The sequence below is a fragment of the Kitasatospora sp. NPDC001539 genome, from assembly GCF_040298565.1.
In the GTDB taxonomy this organism is placed as follows: domain Bacteria; phylum Actinomycetota; class Actinomycetes; order Streptomycetales; family Streptomycetaceae; genus Kitasatospora.
On record NZ_JBEPAK010000124.1, the window covers coordinates 1 to 21,187 of the forward strand.

The 21,187-nt window shown below is 71.9% G+C and carries 16 protein-coding genes and 1 riboswitch; of the genes, 9 read left to right on the forward strand and 7 right to left on the reverse strand.

Features of this window, described 5'->3' with window-relative positions; all coding sequences use genetic code 11:
• Positions 1–141 precede the first annotated feature (141 nt).
• Positions 142–1,428, reverse strand: coding sequence for an extracellular solute-binding protein (locus ABT247_RS19910; RefSeq protein ID WP_350744128.1), 1,287 nt, complete (start codon positions 1,426–1,428; stop codon positions 142–144).
• 337 nt (positions 1,429–1,765) lie between these two features.
• On the opposite strand from ABT247_RS19910, the gene ABT247_RS19915 reads away from it, so the two are divergent.
• From ABT247_RS19915 to ABT247_RS19930, 4 genes are all read left to right on the forward strand, one after another.
• Positions 1,766–2,554 (forward strand): GntR family transcriptional regulator, encoded by a 789-nt coding sequence (locus ABT247_RS19915; protein ID WP_350744129.1) that lies wholly within the window; start codon positions 1,766–1,768, stop codon positions 2,552–2,554.
• 282 nt (positions 2,555–2,836) lie between these two features.
• Positions 2,837–3,100, forward strand: a complete 264-nt coding sequence (locus tag ABT247_RS19920) for a DUF3311 domain-containing protein (protein ID WP_350744130.1) — start codon at positions 2,837–2,839, stop codon at positions 3,098–3,100.
• Entirely contained in the window at positions 3,097–4,707 is a 1,611-nt protein-coding gene (gene mctP, locus ABT247_RS19925) for a monocarboxylate uptake permease MctP (protein ID WP_350744131.1), read from the forward strand. Before ABT247_RS19920 ends, mctP begins: the two co-directional genes overlap by 4 nt.
• A gap of 155 nt (positions 4,708–4,862) precedes the next feature.
• Positions 4,863–5,648, forward strand: a complete 786-nt coding sequence (locus ABT247_RS19930) for a histidine phosphatase family protein (protein ID WP_350744132.1) — start codon at positions 4,863–4,865, stop codon at positions 5,646–5,648.
• Here the strand turns inward: ABT247_RS19930 and ABT247_RS19935 are convergent, their stop codons facing one another.
• Positions 5,649–6,599, reverse strand: coding sequence for a helix-turn-helix domain-containing protein (locus tag ABT247_RS19935; protein ID WP_350744133.1), 951 nt, complete (start codon positions 6,597–6,599; stop codon positions 5,649–5,651).
• Between the two features lie 400 nt (positions 6,600–6,999).
• Between ABT247_RS19935 and ABT247_RS19940 the strand changes: the two genes are divergently transcribed.
• Complete coding sequence (locus ABT247_RS19940) at positions 7,000–7,494, forward strand: GNAT family N-acetyltransferase (RefSeq protein ID WP_350744134.1); 495 nt, start codon at positions 7,000–7,002, stop codon at positions 7,492–7,494.
• Between the two features lie 192 nt (positions 7,495–7,686).
• Positions 7,687–9,849 (forward strand): SGNH/GDSL hydrolase family protein, encoded by a 2,163-nt coding sequence (locus ABT247_RS19945; protein ID WP_350744135.1) that lies wholly within the window; start codon positions 7,687–7,689, stop codon positions 9,847–9,849.
• 72 nt (positions 9,850–9,921) lie between these two features.
• Here the strand turns inward: ABT247_RS19945 and ABT247_RS19950 are convergent, their stop codons facing one another.
• From ABT247_RS19950 to ABT247_RS19970, 5 genes are all read right to left on the reverse strand, one after another.
• Complete coding sequence (locus ABT247_RS19950) at positions 9,922–11,121, reverse strand: glycoside hydrolase family 113 (RefSeq protein ID WP_350744136.1); 1,200 nt, start codon at positions 11,119–11,121, stop codon at positions 9,922–9,924.
• A 15-nt stretch (positions 11,122–11,136) separates the two neighbouring features.
• A complete protein-coding gene (locus ABT247_RS19955; protein WP_350744137.1) occupies positions 11,137–12,588 on the reverse strand; it encodes a glycosyltransferase family 2 protein in 1,452 nt (483 codons plus the stop codon).
• Between the two features lie 68 nt (positions 12,589–12,656).
• A complete protein-coding gene (locus ABT247_RS19960; protein WP_350744138.1) occupies positions 12,657–13,508 on the reverse strand; it encodes a hypothetical protein in 852 nt (283 codons plus the stop codon).
• Between the two features lie 155 nt (positions 13,509–13,663).
• On the reverse strand, positions 13,664–15,118 hold the full coding sequence (locus ABT247_RS19965; protein ID WP_350744139.1) for a glycoside hydrolase family 26 protein: 1,455 nt from the start codon (positions 15,116–15,118) through the stop codon (positions 13,664–13,666).
• 136 nt (positions 15,119–15,254) lie between these two features.
• Entirely contained in the window at positions 15,255–16,337 is a 1,083-nt protein-coding gene (locus tag ABT247_RS19970; RefSeq protein ID WP_350744140.1) for a hypothetical protein, read from the reverse strand.
• A gap of 458 nt (positions 16,338–16,795) precedes the next feature.
• Positions 16,796–16,927: riboswitch (cobalamin riboswitch) on the forward strand.
• A 192-nt stretch (positions 16,928–17,119) separates the two neighbouring features.
• Here ABT247_RS19970 and ABT247_RS19975 point away from each other — a divergent pair.
• The 3 genes from ABT247_RS19975 to ABT247_RS19985 all read left to right on the forward strand — a co-directional run bounded on the left by ABT247_RS19975 (position 17,120) and on the right by ABT247_RS19985 (position 21,100).
• Positions 17,120–19,525 (forward strand): ribonucleoside-diphosphate reductase subunit alpha, encoded by a 2,406-nt coding sequence (locus ABT247_RS19975; protein WP_350744142.1) that lies wholly within the window; start codon positions 17,120–17,122, stop codon positions 19,523–19,525.
• A gap of 20 nt (positions 19,526–19,545) precedes the next feature.
• Positions 19,546–20,541, forward strand: a complete 996-nt coding sequence (locus ABT247_RS19980; protein WP_350744143.1) for a ribonucleotide-diphosphate reductase subunit beta — start codon at positions 19,546–19,548, stop codon at positions 20,539–20,541.
• Between the two features lie 82 nt (positions 20,542–20,623).
• Positions 20,624–21,100 carry a hypothetical protein gene (locus ABT247_RS19985; protein WP_350744141.1) on the forward strand — a complete coding sequence of 159 codons (477 nt, stop codon included), beginning with the start codon at positions 20,624–20,626 and terminating at the stop codon, positions 21,098–21,100.
• The last annotated feature ends 87 nt before the right edge of the window (positions 21,101–21,187 follow it).

The following is a 21,187-nucleotide window of genomic DNA, read 5'->3' on the forward strand; positions in this document are numbered from 1 at the left end:
ACCCCACACCGCGGTTGGGGCGACTGTTGTACAGCGGTGGGATCCACCTATATGTTCACACTACCCCCCACCCCGCCCCCGCCGTCGGGGCGCCCCCCCCCGCCCCCCCGCCGGGGGCCGGTGAGCGACGCCGCTCGATGCTTACTGCTTCTCGTTGAGCCGCTTGGCGATCTCGTCGTCGTACTTCTTGGCGGTGGCCGCGTAGTCGCCGCCCTGGAGGGCCGCGGTCAGGAAGTCCTTGATCGGGTTCGGCTTGTTCTCGACGCTGGCCCAGTTCGGGGTGTTCGGGGTGATCCCGCCGACCGCGGTGGCCGCCTGGGCGGCCTTCGCGAACTCACCGGTGAGCTGGCTGTTCAGCGCCGGCTTGTTCGGGATGTTCCCGGCGGCGGCGACCAGGCCCTCGTTCTTGTCGTTGAGGGCGATCTTCAGGAAGTCCTTCGCCATGTCGGTGTTCTTGCTCTGCGAGGCGATCGCGAGGTTCGAGCCACCGATGAAGACGCCGGACGGCTTGTCGGCGGTCTTGCCCGGCAGCGGGAAGAAGCCGATCTTGTCCTTGGCCATGGTCTTCTCGTCCGGCAGCTCCCAGCCGAGCGCGATCATGGTGCCGACGTCGCCCTTGCCGAAGACGTCCTTCTGCTGCGGGGTGGCCTCGTCCTTGTCCTTCGGACCGGTGACCGAGTAGCCCTGCAGCTTCTTGTAGGTCTCGAAGGCCTTCTGCGCCTCGGGCGAGGACAGGCCGCCGACCCACTTGTCGCCGTCCTTCTTGGCGATCTTGCCGCCCTCACCGGTGAGCAGACCGAAGTAGGTGTACCACTCCTGGCCCGGCAGGTAGATCGGGTCGGTGACGCCCGCGGTGGCCTTCAGCTTGTCCAGGTCGGCGTAGAACTCGTCCAGGGTCTTCGGGGCGCCCGTCAGGCCGGCCTTGGCCCAGAGGTCCTTGTTGTAGGCGACCACCCGGTTGGAGACCCACCACGGGGCGGCGTACTGCTTGCCGTCCAGCACCGCGGCCTCGTTCTGGTTGGCGGCCCAGGCGTCGCCGCCCAGGGCGGCCTTGTCCTTGGTGATGTCCAGCAGACCGCCCGAGGCGGCGTAACCGGCGGTCTGGGTGTTGCCCAGCTCCAGGACGTCGACCGAACCCTCGGACAGCGCGGCGGTGATCTTCGGGCCGATGTCGGTCCACTCCTGGGTCTGGAAGTCGACCTTCGAACCCGGGTAGGTGGTCTCGAACTCGGTCTTGACCGCGTCGGTCCAGCCCTTGGGGGCCGAGCCGGTCATGGTCCACACCTTGAGCGTCTTGCCCTTGTACTTGTCGGCGGCCGAGGCGGAGGACGACTTGGAGTCACCGTCCTTCTTGCCGTCCGAGCTGCAAGCCGCCAGACCGACGACCATTGCTGCGACGCCGACCGCCGCGATGAGCTGACGCTTCACGCCATCCTCCTGAGGGATGCCTGGGTTGCCCCCGTCGGGTGGCAGCGGCAGACCCACGCGAAGCGGGAGGAAAGGTGCCGCGGACCCCTTCGAACGGGTGGGGGGATTCATCGTTACCGGCCTAGTGGTGTAGACCAGATGCCTGGAGCTTGGCCTAGACCAATGGGCCTGTCAACGGCTGTTCGACCGATCCCGACCACCCGTTATCAAGCCGACACCGCACATCGTTCATCGCGTGATGAGGTATTCGTTCCGTAGCCATACATGCAACGATGTGACCCGTTAACGATGTGGCGGGGCTGTAAAGGGCTCCGCGAGAAGCGGGAGAACAGGTCCGATGAGCAGCGACGGGGGAACCACCGCCCAGGTCGACGACCCCGAGGTCAACGACCTCCCGACGCCCGGCGCCGACCCGACCGCGCGCGTCCCCAAGTACTACGGCCTCAAGCGCCACCTCCTCCAGCTGACCGAGACCCAGCCCGCCGGCACCCCGGTCCCGCCCGAGCGCGCCCTGGCCGCCCAGTTCGACACCTCGCGCACCACCGTCCGCCAGGCCCTGCAGGAACTGGTCGTCGAGGGCCGGCTGGAGCGCATCCAGGGCAAGGGCACCTTCGTGGCCAAGCCCAAGGTCGCCCAGGCCCTGCAACTCACCTCCTACACCGAGGACATGCGCGCCCAGGGCCTGGAGCCCACCTCCCGGCTGATCGAGATCGGCTACATCACCGCCGACGACCGGCTCGCCCCGCTGCTCGACATCAAGCCCGGCGGCCGGGTGCTGCGGATCGAGCGGCTGCGGCTGGCCAACGGCGACCCGATGGCCATCGAGGTCGCCCACCTGTCCGCCAAGCGCTTCCCCGCCCTGCGGCGCAACCTCGCCAAGCACAACTCGCTGTACGCGGCGCTGCGCGAGGTCTACGGGGTCACCGTGGCCGAGGCGGAGGAGACCATCGAGACCACCCTGGCCAACCCGCGCGAGGCCGGACTGCTCGGCTCCGACCTCGGCCTGCCGATGCTCCAGCTCTCCCGGCACTCCTTCGACGCCGAGGGCGAGCCGGTCGAGTGGGTGCGCTCGATCTACCGCGGCGACCGCTACAAGTTCATCACCCGGCTGAAGCGGCCGGAGTAGGCGACTCCTCCCCCTCACGCCCTTCCACACCTCGGGCACCGGCGCGCGCGCCCTGCGCGCCGGTGCCCGTTCGTGTCCGGATGCCGGGAAGTTGCGCCAATCCCGGTGACATGGATCACTCCATGCTCTAGATTGCGCAGCCGTACTGACTGCCGATCACCGATGGTGCTGCTCGGCGGGCTCACGGGGGTGCGCGACGGCTCCCGGGGCTGCGGCGCCGACGGGGAACCCTCCGGAGCGGAGCCGAAGATGCCGTCTGACCAAGCCCCCACCGAACCTGTCATGCCTAAGCCAGCGGGGCGGCCCGTCCCCGCGGTGACCCCGGAACGGGTGCTGGCCGGGCTCGCCCTGCTCGTGCCGATCGTGGCGATGCTCTGGGTGTCCTCGTACGACAAGAACGACCCGGCGGTGGCCGGAATGCCGTTCTTCTACTGGTACCAGCTGCTCTGGGTGCCGGTCTCGGCGGTGTTCACCGTCGCCGCGTACCTGCTGATCAACCGGGACGAGAAGGCCCGCGCCGCGGCCCGCCGGGGCGGTGCGCGATGAAGGACGTCAACGTGCCGGCCCTCGTGGTCTTCGTGCTGTTCTTCCTCCTGGTCACCGCGATGGGCTTCCTCGCCTCCCGCTGGCGCCGCGCGGACGACGCGGCCCACCTGGACGAGTGGGGCCTGGGCGGACGCAGCTTCGGCACCTGGGTGACGTGGTTCCTGCTCGGCGGCGACCTCTACACCGCGTACACCTTCGTGGCCGTCCCGGCCGCGGTGTACGCGAGCGGCGCGGCGGGCTTCTTCGCGGTGCCGTACACGATCATCGCCTACCCGCTGGTCTTCCTCTTCCTCCCCCGGCTCTGGTCGGTCTCCCGGGTGCACGGCTACGTGACGCCGGCCGACTTCGTCCGCGGCCGGTACGGCTCGCGGCCGCTGTCCCTGGTCGTCGCGCTGACCGGGATCCTGGCCACGATGCCCTACATCGCCCTCCAGCTGGTCGGCATCCAGGCGGTGCTGGACGTGCTGGGCGTCGGCGGCGGCGCGAACGCCAACTGGTTCGTCAAGGACCTGCCGCTGTTCATCGCCTTCGGCGTGCTGGCCGCCTACACCTACTCCTCCGGGCTGCGCGCCCCGGCGCTGATCGCCTTCGTCAAGGACGCCCTGGTCTACATCGTGATCATCGTCGCGGTGGTCTACATCCCGATCCGCCTCGGCGGCTACGGGCACATCTTCAGTGCCGCCGCGGACCACTTCAAGCAGACCAAGGCCGGCTCGCTGACCGTCCCCGACAACAAGCAGTGGACGTACGCGACGCTGGGCCTCGGCTCGGCGATGGCCCTGTTCATGTACCCGCACTCGGTGACCGGCGTGCTGGCCTCCAAGTCCCGCAACACGGTGCGCCGCAACATGGCGATCATGCCCGCCTACTCGCTGATGCTGGGCCTGCTGGCACTGCTCGGCTTCATGGCGATCGCGGCCGGTGTCGGCGGCGGCGTCAAGGGCTTCAACGCCCAGCTCTCGGTGCCGCAGCTGTTCGCGGACATGTTCCCGGACTGGTTCACCGGCGTGGCCTTCGCCGCGATCGGCATCGGCGCGCTGGTGCCCGCCGCGATCATGTCCATCGCCGCGGCCAACCTGTTCACCCGCAACGTCTACAAGGAGTGGCTCAAGCCCGCCGCCACCCCCGCCGACGAGACCCGGATCGCCAAGCTGGTCTCGCTGCTGGTCAAGGTGGGCGCGCTGGTCTTCGTGCTCGGCATGGACAAGCAGGCCGCGATCAACCTCCAGCTGCTGGGCGGCCTGTGGATCCTGCAGACCTTCGTGGCCATCGTCGGCGGCCTGTTCACCCGCTGGTTCCACCACTGGGCGCTGTTCGCCGGCTGGGCGGCCGGCATGGTCTACGGCACCTGGAAGGCCTACGGGATCGCCAGCCCGGCCACCAAGCACTTCGGCGGCAACGCGGCCGAGATCCCCGGGATCGGCGAGATCGGCTACATCGGCCTGACCGCCTTCGCGCTCAACCTGATCGTCGCGGTCGCGCTCACCCTGGTGCTGCGGGCGGTCAAGGCGCCCGACGGCCCGGACGAGACCAAGCCGTCGGACTACAGCGCCGAGGCCGGCGACGACGAGCTCGAGAACGCGCCGGAGCCCGTAGCGGCGCACTGATTGCCGCCGCGCGCGCCCTGTGATCGTGCCGCCTTCTCCGTGAACACTGGAGGAGGCGGCGCGATCATATGTATGAACAGGCGTGCACGCCGGGCACCACCAGACCGGACCGGCGACCGGCCGGAACCTGATCGACCCACGGGGAGCTCGCGGCCATGGCAGAACTCGGCACCACCCTCAACGGCCAGCACCAGTCCACCCAGAGCCCGCACCACCACGTCACCGCCCACCGCCCGGCGGCGGCCACCCGGCTGCCGTCCGTGCTGATCGCCACCCGGCACGGCGAGTCCACCGCCAACGTGGAGTTCCAGCTGGCCGAGGCCGTCGGCGCGCTCAGCGTCCCGATCAGCTGCCGGGACGCCGACATCCCGCTGTCGCTGCGCGGCCGGCAGCAGGCCCAGGCGCTCGGCCGCTGGTGGGCCGCCCTGCCCGGCGCCGACCGCCCGCGCAGCGTCTGGTGCTCGCCGTACGTGCGCACCACCGAGACCGCCCGGATCGCGCTCGCCCAGGCCGCCGGCCTCGGCGCCGTCCCCGTCACCCCGGCCGTCCGCTACGACGAGCGGCTGCGCGACCGCGAACTCGGCATCCTGGAGATGCTGCCGAAGGCCGCCATCGAGGCCAAGCACCCGGAGGAGGCGGCCCGGCGGCGCAAGATGGGCGAGCTGTACTACCGGCCGCCCGGCGGCGAGTCCTGGGCCGACGTCGCGCTGCGGGTGCGCAGCCTGCTGCGGGACCTCTGCGAGGAGGAGGCCGGGCGGCCCGTCCTGCTGGTCGCCCACGACTGCACCGTGCTGATGCTGCGCTACGCGCTGGACCGGCTCACCGAGGCGCAGCTCACCGCGCTCGGGCCGGTGCACAACTGCTCCACCAGCGTGTGGCGGGCCCAGGAGGGGCGGCTGCGGCCGGACGGCTGGAACGCCGTGGACCACCTGGCCGGCTGATCAGCAGGAGTCGGCGAAGCAGCGCCGGTACGCCAGCGGCGTCGTGCCCAGCCGGCGCCCGAAGTGGTGCCTCAGCACGGCCGCGTTGCCGAAGCCGCAGCGCGCGGCGATCACGTCCACCGACTCGGTGGTCGACTCCAGCAGCCGCTGGGCCAGCAGCACCCGCTGCCCCGTCAGCCAGCGGTGCGGGGTGGTGCCGGTCTCCTGCTGGAAGCGCCGGGCGAAGGTGCGCGGCGACATGTGCGCCCGGGCGGCCAGCTGCTCGACGGTGGCCTCCTGGTCGAGGTGGTGGCGCATCCAGTCGAGCAGCGGCGCCAGCGAGTCGCCGTCCCCCTCGGGCAGCGGACGGTTCACGAACTGGGCCTGCCCGCCCTCCCGGTGCGGCGCCACCACCATCCGGCGGGCGATCGCCCGCGCCACCTCGGCCCCCTGCACCTTGCGCACCAGGTGCAGGCAGGCGTCGATGCCCGCCGCCGTACCCGCCGAGGTGATCACCGGGTCGTCGTCCACGTACAGCACGTCCGGCTCGACCACCGTCTCCGGGAACCGCTCGGCCAGCTCCTCGCTGTGCCGCCAGTGGGTCGACGAGCGGCGGCCGTCCAGCAGCCCGGCGGCGCCCAGCACGAAGGCGCCGCTGCAGATGGACAGCACCCGCCCGCCGTTCGCGACCACCCCCCGCAGCGCCTCCAGCAGCGGCTCCGGGTACCGCTCCCGGATCCCCGAGGCCGTCACCACCGCCAGGTCGGCCCCGGCCAGCCGCTCGGGCCCGTACGGGACGTCCACCGCGAAGCCCGAGTGGGTCGCGTGCGGGCCCGGGCGGGCGCCGGCCAGCGCGAAGTCGTACCCGGGCAGGCCGTCCGCGGTGCGGTCCAGGCCGAACACCTCACAGGCCACGCCCAGTTCGAAGGGGTGGACCTCCTCCAGCACCACGGCGACGACGTTCTTCAGCATGCCGCCCAGCATGCCCCGCAGGGCCGGGCGCGGGGAAGGCCCGCGGTGGCAGGAATTCGAGGCAAACGGTCATTCCTGCCACTCGCGGGGCCCCGCACCGCCCGGCCACAGTGGTGTCCATGGAACCCGGCACCCTCGCAACCGCACTCGCCCTGGCCGGCGCCGTCGGCGGCTTCGGCCTCCTCGGCACCATGATCGGCCGCGAACTCTCCCGCAGCGCCGCCACCGGCCGCGACAACTACCACCGCCCGGGCGGCTACCCGGCCGACCCCGCCCGCCCCGACCGGCTGTACGGCACCATGCCCGCCGCCTCCCTGCGCCCCTCCGCCGACCCGGCCACCCTCCCGGTCCGCTCCACCCCCGAGATCCGCACCGCCCACGGCTCCGGCACACTGGCCCGATGGACTTCCTCATCCGCCAGGCCCTCCCGCGCGACCTCGAGGACGCCGGCCGGGTCACCGTCGAGGCCTTCGTCGGCGACGGCCACACCCGGCCCACCAGCGACTACGTCGGCCTGCTGCGGGACGCCGGGCGCCGGGCCCGGGAAGCCGAACTCCTGGTCGCCGTCGACGCGTCCGACGAACGGGTCCTCGGCTGCGTGACCTTCGCCGTCGGCGGCACCGCGTGGGCCGACATCGCCACCCCGCAGGAGGGCGAGATCCGGATGCTCGCCACCGCCGCCGCCTCCCGCGGCCGCGGCGTCGGCGAGGCCCTGGTGCGCGCCACCATCGCCCGCAGCCGCGCCCTCGACCTGGCCGGCATGGCCTTCTCCACCCGCCCGCAGATGACCGCCGCGCACCGCGTCTACGAGCGCACGGGCTTCCGGCGCACCCCGGCCCGCGACTGGGCGCCGTACCCGGGGATGGACTTGATGGTCTACACCATGGCGTTCTGACGCCCCGGTGGACGTCACCGGGCGCCCCCTCCCCGGTGACCGGCGGACGATCAACAGACGACTTTTGATATAAACCACAGATCAAGACACGTCTTCGACACGTCGCGGAAGTCGATCGACCCCGGGGGGACGCACCACATGGACGACGGGCCCGGTCTCGGCGTGCCCGGAAGCGGCCCCACGCTGCAGGACATGCGCGAGGCACGGGGCATCAAGGCCCCCACCACCAGCCGCTACGCCATTCCCGCACCGGTCCCCGAGCCGCGTGGCCCCCTGCCGCCCTCGGTCCGCTTCACGGCGGTCGACGGGCTGCGCGGCGTCGCGATCGCCTCCGTGCTGCTGTACCACACCGACTGGTTCCAGAACGGCCTGTTCGGCGTGGACGTCTTCTTCGTGCTCTCCGGCTTCCTGGTCAGCCTGGTGCTGATCCGCGAGCTGGACCGCACCGACGGCATCCGGCTCGGCGTCTTCTACCGCCGCCGCGCCAAGCGGCTGCTGCCCGGCCTGCTCGCCACCGTCATCCTGGTGGTCGGGCTGTCCGCCCTGGTCAGTCCGCTACGGGACGTCAAGGACCTGCGCCCGCAGGCCCTCGCCGCACTCGCCCAGATCGCCAACTGGGCGCAGCTCTCCCGCGGTGACGCCTACTGGCAGCACTTCGCCTCGATCGACCCGCTCGCGGCCATGTGGTCGCTCAGCATCACCGAGCAGTTCTACGCGGTCTGGCCGGTGCTGCTGCTGATGATCTTCGGCCTGTGCCGCCGCTCCCTGCGGGCCACCGGCATCGCCACCGCCGTCCTGTTCGTCGCCTCTGCCGCCGTCGCCCCGCTGATGTGGGACGGCGACAACAGCGACCGCCTCTACCTCGGCACCGAGACCCGCGCCGTCGGCTTCGCAGCCGGCGCCACCGCCGCCTTCGGGGTCTACCTGTGGATGCGCCGCCGGGTCCGCGCGACGGCTGCCGACGAAGCGGACGGCGGCCGCCCCCGGCGGGGCCCGTCGGGGGGCGCCGCCCTGCCCACCCTGGTCGGCACCGCGGCCCTCGGCGGCCTGGTCTGGGCCAGCCTGTCGGTCGGCTCGTACCACGAACCGTGGCTCTACCAGGGCGGACTGGCCCTCGTGGCGGCGCTCGCCGCCGTCCTGACCGCCTCGCTCTGCCACGACCGCGGCCCGCTGGTGTGGCTGCTGTCGCTGCCCCCCGTACGGCTCACCGGCACCATCTCCTACAGCCTCTACCTGCTCCACCTGCCGGTGTACTGGCTGCTCCAGCACTACGTCGACGACATATCGCCGCAGAAGCTGCTGCTGATCGGCGCACCGGTCTCCTGGGTGCTGGCCTGGCTGCTGCACACCGCCACCGAGAAGCTGCGGGTGCTGCGCTGGCGCGCCTTCCCGGCCGTTCCGCTGCTGGCCGTCACGGCCGCGGTGGCCACCACCGGCGCCTGGTACCTGCCGGCCTGGGTCACCCACGACATGAAGTCCGGGTCGAGCAGCGAGCCCGTGGTCCTCGTCCTCGGCGACTCCTTCGCCCAGGACCTCGCCACCGGCCTGTACCGGCACGGCGACCGCTACCGGGTGGTCGACGGCGGGATCAGCGGCTGCGGCGTGTTCGACCCGGACAAGGTGCGCACCACCTCCGGGACGGAGTTCGAGACCAGTACGGACTGCCGGAACCGGACGGCCGAGTGGGACCGGCAGCTCGACTCCGCCGCGCCCGAGGCCGTCGTGATCCACCTCGGCTGGGACGCTGCCGAGCAGTACCTGGACGGCACCTGGCTCAACCCCTGCGACGAGGACTACCGCAACCGGTACCGCACCCAGCTCACCCAGGCCGCCGAGCAGGTCCGCCGCCGCGCGCCCGGCGCCCAGGTGCTGCTGATGAACGAGCGCGTCGAGAACGGCGCCATCAACAAGACCTGGGGCACCTGCTACAACCAGCAGGTCGGCGACTTCGTGAAGTCCTCCGGCGGCACCGTCACGCTGCTCGACCTGGACACCTTCTACTGCCCGTACGACACCTGCGTCTGGCGGGACAAGGACGGCCACCGGGTCACCCCCGCCAACGACGGGGTGCACCTCACGCCGGCCGGCATGCGGTTCGTGACCCCGTGGCTGGAGAAGCAGATCGCGGACGCGCTGTCCGGGGCCCGGCCGGACCACCCGGGCCCGGAGCCCACCCCGACCCCCGCGGCCACGCCGACCCCGACGGCTACCCCGACCGCCACGCCCAGGGCCGGCCAGACGCCCACGGCGACCACCCGGCCGACGGGCCGGTCCACCCCGGCCAAGCCGACCAGGACGCCGACCGGCCGGGCGACCGCCGGGACCGGCGACCACCCGGCGGAGACGCAGCCGTAGCCCGGCCCCAGCCGTAAGCGGACCGCGGCCGTACCCGGGATCGAGCCGCCGGCCCGGAACCCTCGGGGACCGCTACTGCTGCGGGACCTCGTACGTCTGCGCGAAGCAGTCGCGGATCGCCTTCTCGGATTCCGGGCGCCCGGCGTAGTCCATCCGCGGGGTGTCCGGGGTGGTCGGCAGGGTGGGGTCGATGCCGAAGTACAGCGACCAGAAGTACAGTCCGCGCAGCTTGCGCTCCTGCGCCACCTGGCAGACCGCGGTGAACCAGGTGGCCTGCACGGCCTCGTTCAGCTCGGTCTTCTTGTAGTACTCGCCGGGCGTCTTGTACGCGCCCTTCTGCGCCGGGATGCCCACCTCGGTGAGCTTGGTGGTGGGCTGGGGGCCCTTGCCGCGCTTGTCCAGCCAGGCGTTCCAACTGGCCTTGAGGTCGGCGATCGGAGCGTCGTCGTCGGCGTTCTTCGCCGGGGGGTAGGCGTCCGCGCCCGTCCCGTCCGCGGGGACCGCTATCGGGCCCTTGGACCAGTTGTCGAAGTTCGCGTCGTACACCAGCTCGCCGTGGAAGGCCTTCCGGGCCTCGTCGATGAGGCCCTGCCAGTGCGGGTCGCCCTCCAGCGAGTTGAACTCGGTGCCGATCGTGAACTCCGCCACCGAGTGGTCCTGCGCGGTCTTCAGGTACGGCGCCAGGAAGGCGGCGTAGCTGGCGAACCAGGCGTCCCGGTCGGTCGGGGCGATGTTGCCGCGCCACTTCAGGGTGTGCACGTAGTCGAACACCTCCTCGTCCATGATCGGACGCACGGTGGTGCGCAGGCCGGCCCGGTGGGCGGCGTCGAGCAGCAGCGCGAGGCGTTCCGGCGTCGGTGAGGTCGGCCGGGCGGCGACGGCGTTCGACTTGGTGCCGGTGGTGTAGTACGGGAACGTCACCGACAGCGAGTTGGCGTTCAGCCCGACCACGTACTTGACGATGCGGTCGACCTTGCCCTGGACGAAGCTGTCCGGGTCCGCCGGGTCGTCCAGCCAGTACACCTGCACGCCCCACTCGGGGCTGCCCTTGGTCCACGGTCGGGCCACCTTGGGGCCGGTGTCCGCGGGGGCCGGCGGCGCGTCCTTGCCGAAGCCCCAGACCCGGCCCTGCTCGGTCGGCGCGCCGGCCCAGTGCACCTCGGTCGGACGCCGGTGGTCGAACCTGATCGGATGGTCACCCCAGACCACCGGGACGGCGACGGTGATGCCGAGCACCAGGGTCGGCAGGACGAAGATCGCGGGGCGTTTCACAGTCGTGCTTTCCGATCAGGCCGGCTTGGCGATGACGACGAACTTGTTCTCCTCGCGCTTGAGGAACTTGATCAGTCCCCGCAGGCCGCCCCAGCCCTCCAGGAAGGAGAACAGCGGGATGCAGGCCACCACGACGATCGGTTCCCACCACTTGCGCCGGTGGTTGGCCGAGGAGACCACGTTCAGCCGCAGCCCCTCCCAGTAGGTCCAGATCACGTACGCGAAGTTGATCGCCCACAGCAGCACCACCGACTGGGTCACCGGCGAGGTGTTCCAGGTGCCGGTGAACCAGGCGACCATCAGCACCAGGCCGACGTGCTGCAGCGGGCCGAGCACCCAGCTGACCATGCCCATCCCGATGAACAGCCGGTACCGCAACGGGATCGTCTTGTTGAAGCAGAGCGCGACCAGACCCCAGGCCCAGCGCTCGCGCTGCTTGAGGAAGTCCTTGACGCCGGCCGGGGAGGCGCCGTAGCAGCGGCCGTTGAACCAGTCGCTGCGGCCCGGGTAGCGCTGGCAGAAGTTCAACGCCATCTGGGCGTCCTCGACGATGGTCTTCGGCCCGAAGTCCCAGCCGATGGTGGCCTCCACCGAGGAGCGCACGATCAGCAGCTCGCCGTGCACGCCGGCGATGGGGGTACCGGTGCCGGTCATCGCGCGGAAGCGGGCGATGTCGTCGGCCGGGCGGATCGCGTCGGCGAGCCAGGTGAAGGTGGAGACGGCGTTCTCCCGCGGGTAGGTCAGGATGCCCTGGGCCATGTGCTTGGCGTCGTCACCGGCGCGGCGCTGCCGGTTGACGAACTGGGCGACCGCGGCGGCGGTGTCCGGGCCGACGCCGGTGTCGTCGTCCATGTGCAGCACCCAGACGTCGTCCTCGGCCTCGCCCTCCTCGATCCGCAGCTCGTGCGAGTAGTGGTTGGCGCGGGCCTTGAACTTGGTGCCGTTGGCCGTCTCGTACGCCTTCGGCACGGTCACCACCCGGATCAGCGGGTGGCGTTCGGCCAGCTCGTCGATCTTCTCCGCGGCGGCGCAGCCCTCCTCGGTGAGGATGTCCACCCGCATCCACGGGAAGTACGGCGGCAGGTGCTCGACGTACGAGAGCACCGAGCGCTCCAGCGCCGGATAGGTGTCGTGGCGGCCGATGGTCGGCACCAGCACGATCAGGAAGTCGTCCTCGACCGGCGCCGGCGGGGTCATCTTGTCCACCTGGCGCAGCCGCCGGCGGACCATCAGCACGCCCTGGAAGCCGATCAGCACGCCGAACACCGGCATGCCCCACAGGATGGTGATCGCCCAGCCGAGCGGGGTCGGGTTCGGGACGTACGCCCAGAGGGAGAAGGCGAAGATGATCAGGAAGGCGACGTAGAACGGCAGCACCCGGGGCTTCCACGACATCTGTCGCTCGGCGAGCCGGGCGGCCTCCCGGGACGTGGTGAGCACCGTCCGCGCAGGGGCTGTCGTCGTCATGGTCGGAAGTCGTTCCTCGTCTGGTGTCGGTCCGGCCCCGAGCTGGGGCGCGGGTCGTCGGTGAGCGGTCAGGCCTGGGGCGGGCGGTCCGCGGGCGGCGTGTCGGCCGGCGGCGGCACGCCCGGGCCGGGCGCCACCGGTCCGGGGGCCGCCCCGCCCGGGCCGGGACCGGACGGCGCGGCGGGCCACTGCTGCTGGGCGACGGTCGGCTGGTACGACGGCGCCGTATGCGTGGGCTGCTGGGCGTACGGCACCGGCTGAGGGGGCTGCGGCTGCGGGGGCTGCGGCTGCGCCGGGGGCCAGCCGGCGGGCTGCCGCTGGGGCTGGGCGTGGGGCTGCTGGGGTGCCACCTGCTGGTGCCAGACGGGCTGGGCCGGCTGCTGCTGCGGCCATCCGGGCTGCGGCTGGCCGTACGGCACGGGCGTCGGCGCCGACGGCACGGTCTGCATGATCGACCAGTGCGGCTCCCCGGCCGGCGCGGCCTCCGGCCGCTCCCCCCGCGCGGAGCGGGCCAGCAGCAGGATCAGCACCGTGGTGACGACCACGCCGATCGCGAAGGTCGCGAGCTTCAGCCAGCCCTCGGTGGTCCCGGTGAACCACTCCCGCTGCGGCCGGTCCAGCAGCGCGCCGGTCAGGCTGCGCACCCGGTTGTAGCCCTCGACGAGCGCCACGCCTGCCGCCACCCCGAGTGCCCAACTGCGCCCGCGCAACAGCAGGATCCCCGCAACCAGGTACAGCAGACCGTAGTTGAGGCTCCCGGTCTCGGCGGCCACCGAGCTGCCGCCGTAGTAGAAGATGCCCTTGAGGTAGGCGGCGAAGCCGACCTGGCCGAAGCAGTTGTACGCCGCCCAACCGAGCAGCACCGCACCCCAACCGACCGCGAGACCACCGCCCCCGCGTATCGGACGTGTCTGTGCCATCCCCTACCCCCGCCCCTTCGGACCCTCACCCGACCGTGCACGCAGCCCTCGGTTTCGCCGCCACAGGATGCCACACGCCGCAAGGGACCCGGAATTCCGCCCGTTCGGCGGATCCCGGAGCGTCCCCGGGCGCCCCCGGCGGGATCCGGTGGATCTCAGCGGACGTGCAGCCCGCCCCAGTCGACGGTCCCCCCGAACGCACCCGAGCCGCCGGTGATCGCCAGCGGGCTGTGGTAGGTCGCGTTGACGTCCGCAGCCGCGTTGCGCGGCTGGTCCGGGGCCAGGTTGGCGGCGGTGAGCGACTGCCCCCAGACCGTCCAGATCGTCCAGGGCGTGCGCCGCAGGGTGTCCGGCTGGCGGGCGTTGACGGGGACGGCGAAGGACTCGGCCAGCATCCGCGGCTTGTCGTAGGCGGCGAGTCCGTCGTAGTAGCGCTTGGTCCACACCTCGCCGGTGCCGATCGGGTGCGCCGGGCTGCCGCTGTAGTCGTCGACCCCGACCACGTCGACGTACTGGGCGCCGGGGTAGTAGTCCCAGGGGTCCACGCCCGGGGCGCCGTCCCAGGACACCGGCGTCCAGACGAACAGCAGGTTGTGCAGCCCCCTGGTCTCCACCAGGTACTTGTAGGTGATCCTCCACAGGGCCTGGTAGTCGGCCGGCTTCTGGCCCGCCCACCAGAACCGGCGGGAGCAGTCCTGCACGTTCATCTCGTGGTAGGGGCGCAGCAGCACGGGCACGTCGTGGGCGGCCAGGTACTCCAGGTGGTCGGCCAGGTACGACAGGTCGGTGATCAGCGCCCGGTACTCGGCGGTGTCGTGCGCGGCGTCCACGACCCGGCCGAACCAGCCCGGGTCCTTCGCCGCCGGGGAGTTCGCGCAGAGCACCCGGTCGAAGGACTTGACGTCCGAGCCGGGGTAGGGCTCGTGGAAGGACATGCCGACGATCCCGGCGGGCGCGCCGCCGTTGTCGGGCAGTTCGGTGCTGCTGCCGTCGCAGTTCTGCTGGACGCCGGAGCTGTCGTAGGTGCCGTCGTCAGGGCGCGGGTGGCCGGACCAGACGGCGGCCATCAGGTCGACGGCGTCATCGGTGTACTGCCAGCCGGTCCGGCAGGTGGGCCAGCGGCCGGCGGAGTAGGAGCGCGGGTTGCCCACGCCCCAGGCGTTCTGGCCGTAGCCGGGGCCGAGGTCGGTCTCCAGGAAGCCCGGCAGCTTCCCGGTGATGTCGGCGGCCTTCTTGTAGTAGTAGCCGACCTGCTTGGTGCCGCGGTAGTCGCCGTACTCGGGGTTGTTGCGCTCGTTGTGCGCCTCGACGTGCTGGCCGATCACCGTCCCGCCGCTCTGCCCGGTACGGGCCTGGCGCTCCAGGTCGGTCAGGAACTGCTCGACGGCGCGGGCGTTCGGTGAGGCCTGCGGGTCCCGGGCGAGGAGGTCCCGGCCCACGTCGGGCGGCAGGGTGCGCCCGGGGGCACCGACCGACACCGGCACCCGCACCGGCTGGGTCCCGTCGACCCGGTCGTCACGGCCCAGCAGCGCGAAGGTGCCCGCGACGACCACGATCCCGGCCGCGGCCAGGACGGCGGACTTGCCGCGCAGGGCATTGGGCAGGGCCACGACCGCTCCTCCGGTTGCTCGCCGGTACCGACCCCCACGGACGCAACCGGAACACGCGTACGAATGACTCCGTGAGAGCCTGCCACAGTCCCCCGGTCCCGGCGAACGCTCCTGCCGCACCGGGGGTGCCGGCGCGTCAGCCGGTCGGGGTGGCCGCCGGCGTGCCCTGCGGCGTGCCCTGGGATCCGGGCGTCGCGGAGCCCGCCGCCTTGGCCCGCTGCAGCAGCTGGCCCTTCACGTGCTCGGCGAACCCGGAGGCCGCCGCGCTCGCGGTGGCGTCGGGGGCGTTGCCGCCCTTCGCCGAGCCCTCGACGGTGAAGTAGGCGTACCGGCCCAGGCTGCTGTGGGTGCCGGGGCAGCCGGCGTTGGCGCAGAACGCCGGGGCCCCGGGCGCGGGAAGGCCCTTGAGCTGGCCGGTGAAGTTCTTCATCGCGGTCTCGGCCTGGATCTTGTGGTCGAAGACCGCGGCGCCGACGGTCACCGCGCTGTCGCCGGAGACGTACGTCGCCCGGAGCACCTTCTGGCACCCCTGGTCGCCGAGGACCTTGCCCAGCCCGCCGGTGGTGGAGTTGCCGTCCCAGCAGGGCTGGTCCAGCGAGACCACGGTCCGGGTCCAGGTCGCGCCGTTGATCGTCACCTGCGTCGCGGAGAACAGCGCCCCCGCGTCCTGCGGCGCCGGATCGGTGGCGGCCTCCCAGATCGGCTTCGACGGGTCGTCAGCCTGCCCGCCCGGGGTGGCGCTCGACGGACCGGGGGTCGGGCGGCCGGAGGTGGGCGCCGGGGTCGGCCCGCCGCCGGCCTCCTTGGGGCCGTCCTTCTTGCCCAGCAGCACCGCGCCGCCCGCCACCAGGCCGCCCACCACGACGACCGCGGCCACGATGCCGATGACCTTCATCCGGCGCTTGCGCTTGGCGGCGGCCTCGTTGCGGTCCGCCAGCGCCTCCCAGTCCGGCTCGACGCGCTGCGGCGGCACCGGCTGCTGCTGCCACTGGGGGGCGGCGGCCATCGGCTGCACCGGCTGGGGCTGCGGCGGCATCGGCTGCGGGACGGGCTGGGCCTGCGGCACGGCCTGGGGCTGCGGCTGCGGCTGCGGCTGCGGCTGCGGCTGCGCGACCGGCTGCGGCACCGGCGGAACGGGCTGCGAGAGCGGCTGCGCGGACGGCACCACCGGCCCGTAGGAGGCCGGCGGCGGGCCGAAACCGCCGCTCGGCGGCGCCACCGGGCCCGTCCCCGGCGGCTGATGATTCGGTGCGCCCCCCGACCCGGCGGGGGGCGTTCCCTGCGGCCCCTGCCCAGGTACGCCAGTTCCGTCGCTCATGCGCCCAGATCGTAGGGCATCCCCCTGACCGCTGATCCCCCCGGTGACCGATCCGTATCGAAACCCGGACGGGCGCCGGGCGGAGCCGGCCCTGACGCCGGGTCGGCCGGGCCCGGGCGCGGTGCGATCGGCTCGGGCGCCGGGGCGGGCGAGGGCCGGGCGCCGGGGCGGGTGGAGACCGGGGACCGGGGGCGGATCAGGGGCGGGTGGAGACCGGGCGCCGGGGCGGATCAGGCCCGGCCGAACGCCCGGATCCGGGCCCCGGACGGCCACGAACGGCCACTCGCCCGGTACCGCCGGTCATCGCCCCGACACACCGCGCCGCACAACATCTGGTGCCGCATCACTGAGACACCACTACATGTATGCTCACTCCTGCTGTCGATGCAGGGGAACCCGGTGGGAATCCGGGACTGCCCCGCAGCGGTGTGCGGGCGGCTCCAGCAGCCGTGCCCGCGAGTCCGAGTACCTGCCGGCGGCGTGCGCCACGGCCCTCCCGCAGAGGCCGCGCCAGCACGAGCAGTACCCCTCCGGGCCTCGCGGGCGGGCCGGGGAGACACCGTCGCGCGACGCGCTCCGCGTTCGCGCCGTGCTCCCCTGCCCAGATCGGCCCGGTGCCACCCGATCACCGCCGCCGATCGCCGCCAGGAGAGAGCGCCTTGACCACCGCTGCCTCAGCCACCCTGCCCGCCCAGGGCTCCGGTACCGCCTTCACCGACCCGACGGTCTCCGACCCCGGCGGCGCGCTGCTGCGGCTGCTCACCGACCGCAGCGCCGACCTCACCGAGGTCGACCCCGGCCATGTCGCCGCCGCCGCGCTGCGCGGCCGCCACGCCGGCTCGGACTTCGCCGAGCTGCGCGGGCTGGCCGTGGACGCCGCCGCGTCGATGATCGCCGAGGACCCCCAGTACTCGAAGCTGGCCGCCCGCCTGCTCGCCCTGGAGATCGTGGACGAGGCGAACAGCCAGGGCGCGGTCTCCTTCTCCGCCTCGATCGCCGTCGGCCACGCCGAGGGCCTGATCGGCGACACCACCGCGGCCTTCGTCGCCAAGCACGCCGCCGCCCTGGACGCGCTGATCGACGCCCACGGCGACGACCGCTTCGAGTACTTCGGCCTGCGCACCGTGCAGTCCCGCTACCTGCTGCGCCACCCGATCACCCGCAAGGTCATCGAGACCCCGCAGCACTTCCTGCTCCGCGTCGCCTGCGGCCTGGCGGTCGGCGACTCCGAGCAGTCGGTGCGCGAGGTGGCCGAGCTGTACGGCCTGATGAGCCGCCTGGAGTACCTGACGTCCTCTCCGACGCTCTTCAACTCCGGCACCCGGCACCCGCAGATGTCGAGCTGCTACCTGCTCGACTCCCCGCTGGACAACCTGGACTCGATCTACAACCGCTACGCGCAGATCGCTCGGCTGTCCAAGCACGCCGGCGGCATCGGCCTGTCCTACTCGCGCATCCGTTCGCGCGGCAGCCTGATCCGCGGCACCAACGGCAAGTCCAACGGCATCGTCCCGTTCCTGCGCACCCTCGACTCCTCGGTCGCCGCGGTCAACCAGGGCGGCCGCCGCAAGGGCGCGGCCTGCGTCTACCTGGAGACCTGGCACGCCGACATCGAGGAGTTCCTGGAGCTGCGCGACAACACCGGTGAGGAGGCGCGCCGCACCCACAACCTCAACCTGGCGCACTGGATCCCGGACGAGTTCATGCGCCGGGTCAACGCCGACGAGGACTGGTCGCTGTTCTCCCCGGCCGACGTCCCCGAGCTGGTCGACCTGTGGGGCGCCGACTTCGACGAGGCGTACCGCAAGGCCGAGCAGGCCGGCAAGGCCGTGCGCACCATCCCGGCGCAGACCCTCTACGCCCGCATGATGCGCACCCTCGCCCAGACCGGCAACGGCTGGATGACCTTCAAGGACGCCTCCAACCGGGCCGCCAACCAGACCGCGCTGCCGGGCCGCACGGTGCACTCCTCCAACCTGTGCACCGAGATCCTGGAGGTCACGGACGACTCCGAGACCGCCGTCTGCAACCTCGGCTCGGTCAACCTCGGCGCCCACGTCGCCGCCGGCGCCACCGCCGACGACCTGCTGGGCGCGATGGACTGGGAGCGCCTGGACGCCACCGTCCGCACCGCCGTCACCTTCCTCGACCGCGTGGTGGACATCAACTTCTACCCGACGACCGAGGCGGGCACGTCCAACTCCCGCTGGCGCCCGGTCGGCCTCGGCGTGATGGGCCTCCAGGACGTCTTCTTCAAGCTGCGGATCGACTTCGACTCCGCCGAGGCGAAGACCCTCTCCACCCTGATCGCCGAGCGCATCATGCTCACCGCCTACGAGCGCTCCGCCGACCTCGCCGAGCAGCTCGGCCGCCACGAGGCGTACGGCGAGACCCGCGCCGCCCGCGGCGAACTGCACATCGACCACTTCCCGACGGCCGCCCCGCAGTGGGCCGACCGCTGGACGGCCCTGCGCGCCCGCATCGCCGAGACCGGCCTGCGCAACTCGCTGCTGCTCGCGATCGCCCCGACCGCGACCATCGCCTCGATCGCCGGCGTGTACGAGTGCATCGAGCCGCAGGTGTCCAACCTGTTCAAGCGCGAGACGCTGAGCGGCGAGTTCCTGCAGGTCAACCCGTACCTGGTGCGCGAGCTGAAGGAGCTCGGCGTCTGGGACCAGCAGACCCGCGACGCGCTGCGCGACTCCAACGGCTCCGTCCAGGAGTTCAACTGGCTGCCGGCCGAGGTCCGTTCGCTGTACCGGACGGCCTGGGAGCTGCCGCAGCGCGCGCTGATCGACCTGGCCGCGGCCCGCATGCCGTACCTGGACCAGAGCCAGTCGCTGAACCTGTTCATGGCCGCGCCGACCATCGGCAAGCTCAGCTCGATGTACGCGTACGCGTGGAAGGTCGGTCTCAAGACCACCTACTACCTGCGCTCGCGCCCGGCGACCCGCATCGCCCAGGCCGCGTCCGGCACCGCCCGCGCCGCCGCGCCCGTGCCGGTCAACACCCCGACCCTCACCCCGGAGCAGGAAGCCGCCATCGCCTGCTCCCTGGAGAACCCCGAGTCCTGCGAGGCCTGCCAGTGAGCACCCCCGAAGACCGCAAGATGCTGCTCGACCCCGGCTTCGAGCTGACGCTGCGCCCGATGCGCTACCCGTCGTTCTACGACCGGTACCGCGACGCGATCAAGAACACCTGGACCGTCGAGGAGGTGGACCTCCACTCGGACGTCGCCGACCTGGCGAAGCTCAGCGAGGGCGAGCGCCACCTGATCGGCCGGCTGGTCGCGTTCTTCGCGACGGGCGACTCGATCGTCGCGAACAACGTCGTGCTGAGCCTGTACAAGCACATCAACTCCCCGGAGGCGCGGCTGTACCTGTCGCGCCAGCTGTTCGAGGAGGCCGTGCACGTCCAGTTCTACCTGACGCTGCTGGACACCTACCTGCCCGACCCGGAGGACCGCGCGGCCGCGTTCGCGGCAGTGGAGAACATCCCCTCCATCGCGCAGAAGGCCAAGTTCTGCTTCAAGTACATGAACGCGGTCGACCACATCGATTCGCTGCAGACGAAGGAGGACAGGCGGGCGTTCCTGCTCAACCTGATCTGCTTCGCGGCGTGCGTCGAGGGCCTGTTCTTCTACGGCGCGTTCGCCTACGTGTACTGGTTCCGCAGCCGGGGCCTGCTGCACGGTCTCGCGACCGGCACCAACTGGGTGTTCCGCGACGAGTCCATGCACATGGACTTCGCCATGTCGGTGGTGGACACGGTCCGCGAGGAGGAGCCCGACCTCTTCGACGACGAGATGGCCAAGCAGGTCACCGAGATGCTGGAGGAGGCCGTCGAGGCCGAGCTCCAGTTCGCCCGCGACCTGTGCGGTGACGGCCTGGCCGGCATGAACACCGAGTCGATGCGCCAGTACCTGGAGGCCGTCGCAGACCAGCGCCTGGCCCGCCTCGGTCTGCCGATCCGCTACGGGTCGACCAACCCGTTCGGCTTCATGGAGCTCCAGAACGTCCAGGAGCTGACCAACTTCTTCGAGCGCCGGGTGTCCGCCTACCAGGTGGCGGTCGAGGGCTCGGTCTCCTTCGACGACGACTTCTAAGTCGATAACGTTCAGCGAACAGCGGAGCTGCCGTCACGGCGGCTCCGCTGTTCGGTACCCGGTCTTCAGGAGTAGCCCAGGCATGCCCAAGCTCCGACAGCGTGTGGTCAACGGCCCCTTCGGGCCGATACGGATCAGCCACGACCGCCGGCCGTCCGTCATCGCCCGCGTGCAGGGGGCCGGGATGCCGACCGTCACGGTGGTGCCGGACCGCGAACACGGCGCGATGAACATCAACGGCCAGAACGTGCCGATGAGCCGGACCCGCAACCGCACCCGCACCGCCGTCGTCGGCGACCGGAGCTACGAACTGAGGCCCACCAGCCTGCGCAGGGCGGAGTTGCGCCGCAACGGGACCTTGGTCGCCCATGCGCGCGGATCGTTCCGCTCGTACGCCCCGGGGAACACCATCCCCGGCCTCGACGCGAGGATCACCTGGTCCCAGGGCGTCGACCCCGCGGACGTGGCGGTCGGCCAGGCCATGGTGGTCGGCTTCGGCGCCGGTGCTCCGGGGGCGGTCCTGCGGACTGTTTTCTTCTGGGTCGACAACCTCACCTGAGAGCGCGGAGGTGCCCCGCACGGCCACAGCCCCGGGGGGGCGCCGCAGGTTGGAAAAAAGGCGGGGAAACCCCCGGGCGAGGGGCCC

Excerpts from the sequence above, each read along its gene's own strand:
- ABT247_RS19915 (WP_350744129.1), top strand. The coding sequence starts at position 1,766 with ATGAGCAGCGACGGGGGAACCACCGCCCAGGTCGACGACCCCGAGGTC.
- ABT247_RS19920 (WP_350744130.1), top strand. The coding sequence starts at position 2,837 with ATGCCTAAGCCAGCGGGGCGGCCCGTCCCCGCGGTGACCCCGGAACGG.
- mctP (WP_350744131.1), top strand. The coding sequence starts at position 3,097 with ATGAAGGACGTCAACGTGCCGGCCCTCGTGGTCTTCGTGCTGTTCTTC.
- ABT247_RS19960 (WP_350744138.1), bottom strand. The coding sequence starts at position 13,508 with ATGGCACAGACACGTCCGATACGCGGGGGCGGTGGTCTCGCGGTCGGT.
- ABT247_RS19985 (WP_350744141.1), top strand. The coding sequence starts at position 20,624 with ATGCCCAAGCTCCGACAGCGTGTGGTCAACGGCCCCTTCGGGCCGATA.
- ABT247_RS19940 (WP_350744134.1), top strand. The coding sequence starts at position 7,000 with ATGGACTTCCTCATCCGCCAGGCCCTCCCGCGCGACCTCGAGGACGCC.
- ABT247_RS19980 (WP_350744143.1), top strand. The coding sequence starts at position 19,546 with ATGCTGCTCGACCCCGGCTTCGAGCTGACGCTGCGCCCGATGCGCTAC.
- ABT247_RS19945 (WP_350744135.1), top strand. The coding sequence starts at position 7,687 with ATGCGCGAGGCACGGGGCATCAAGGCCCCCACCACCAGCCGCTACGCC.
- ABT247_RS19955 (WP_350744137.1), bottom strand. The coding sequence starts at position 12,588 with ATGACGACGACAGCCCCTGCGCGGACGGTGCTCACCACGTCCCGGGAG.
- ABT247_RS19930 (WP_350744132.1), top strand. The coding sequence starts at position 4,863 with ATGGCAGAACTCGGCACCACCCTCAACGGCCAGCACCAGTCCACCCAG.
- ABT247_RS19935 (WP_350744133.1), bottom strand. The coding sequence starts at position 6,599 with ATGCTGAAGAACGTCGTCGCCGTGGTGCTGGAGGAGGTCCACCCCTTC.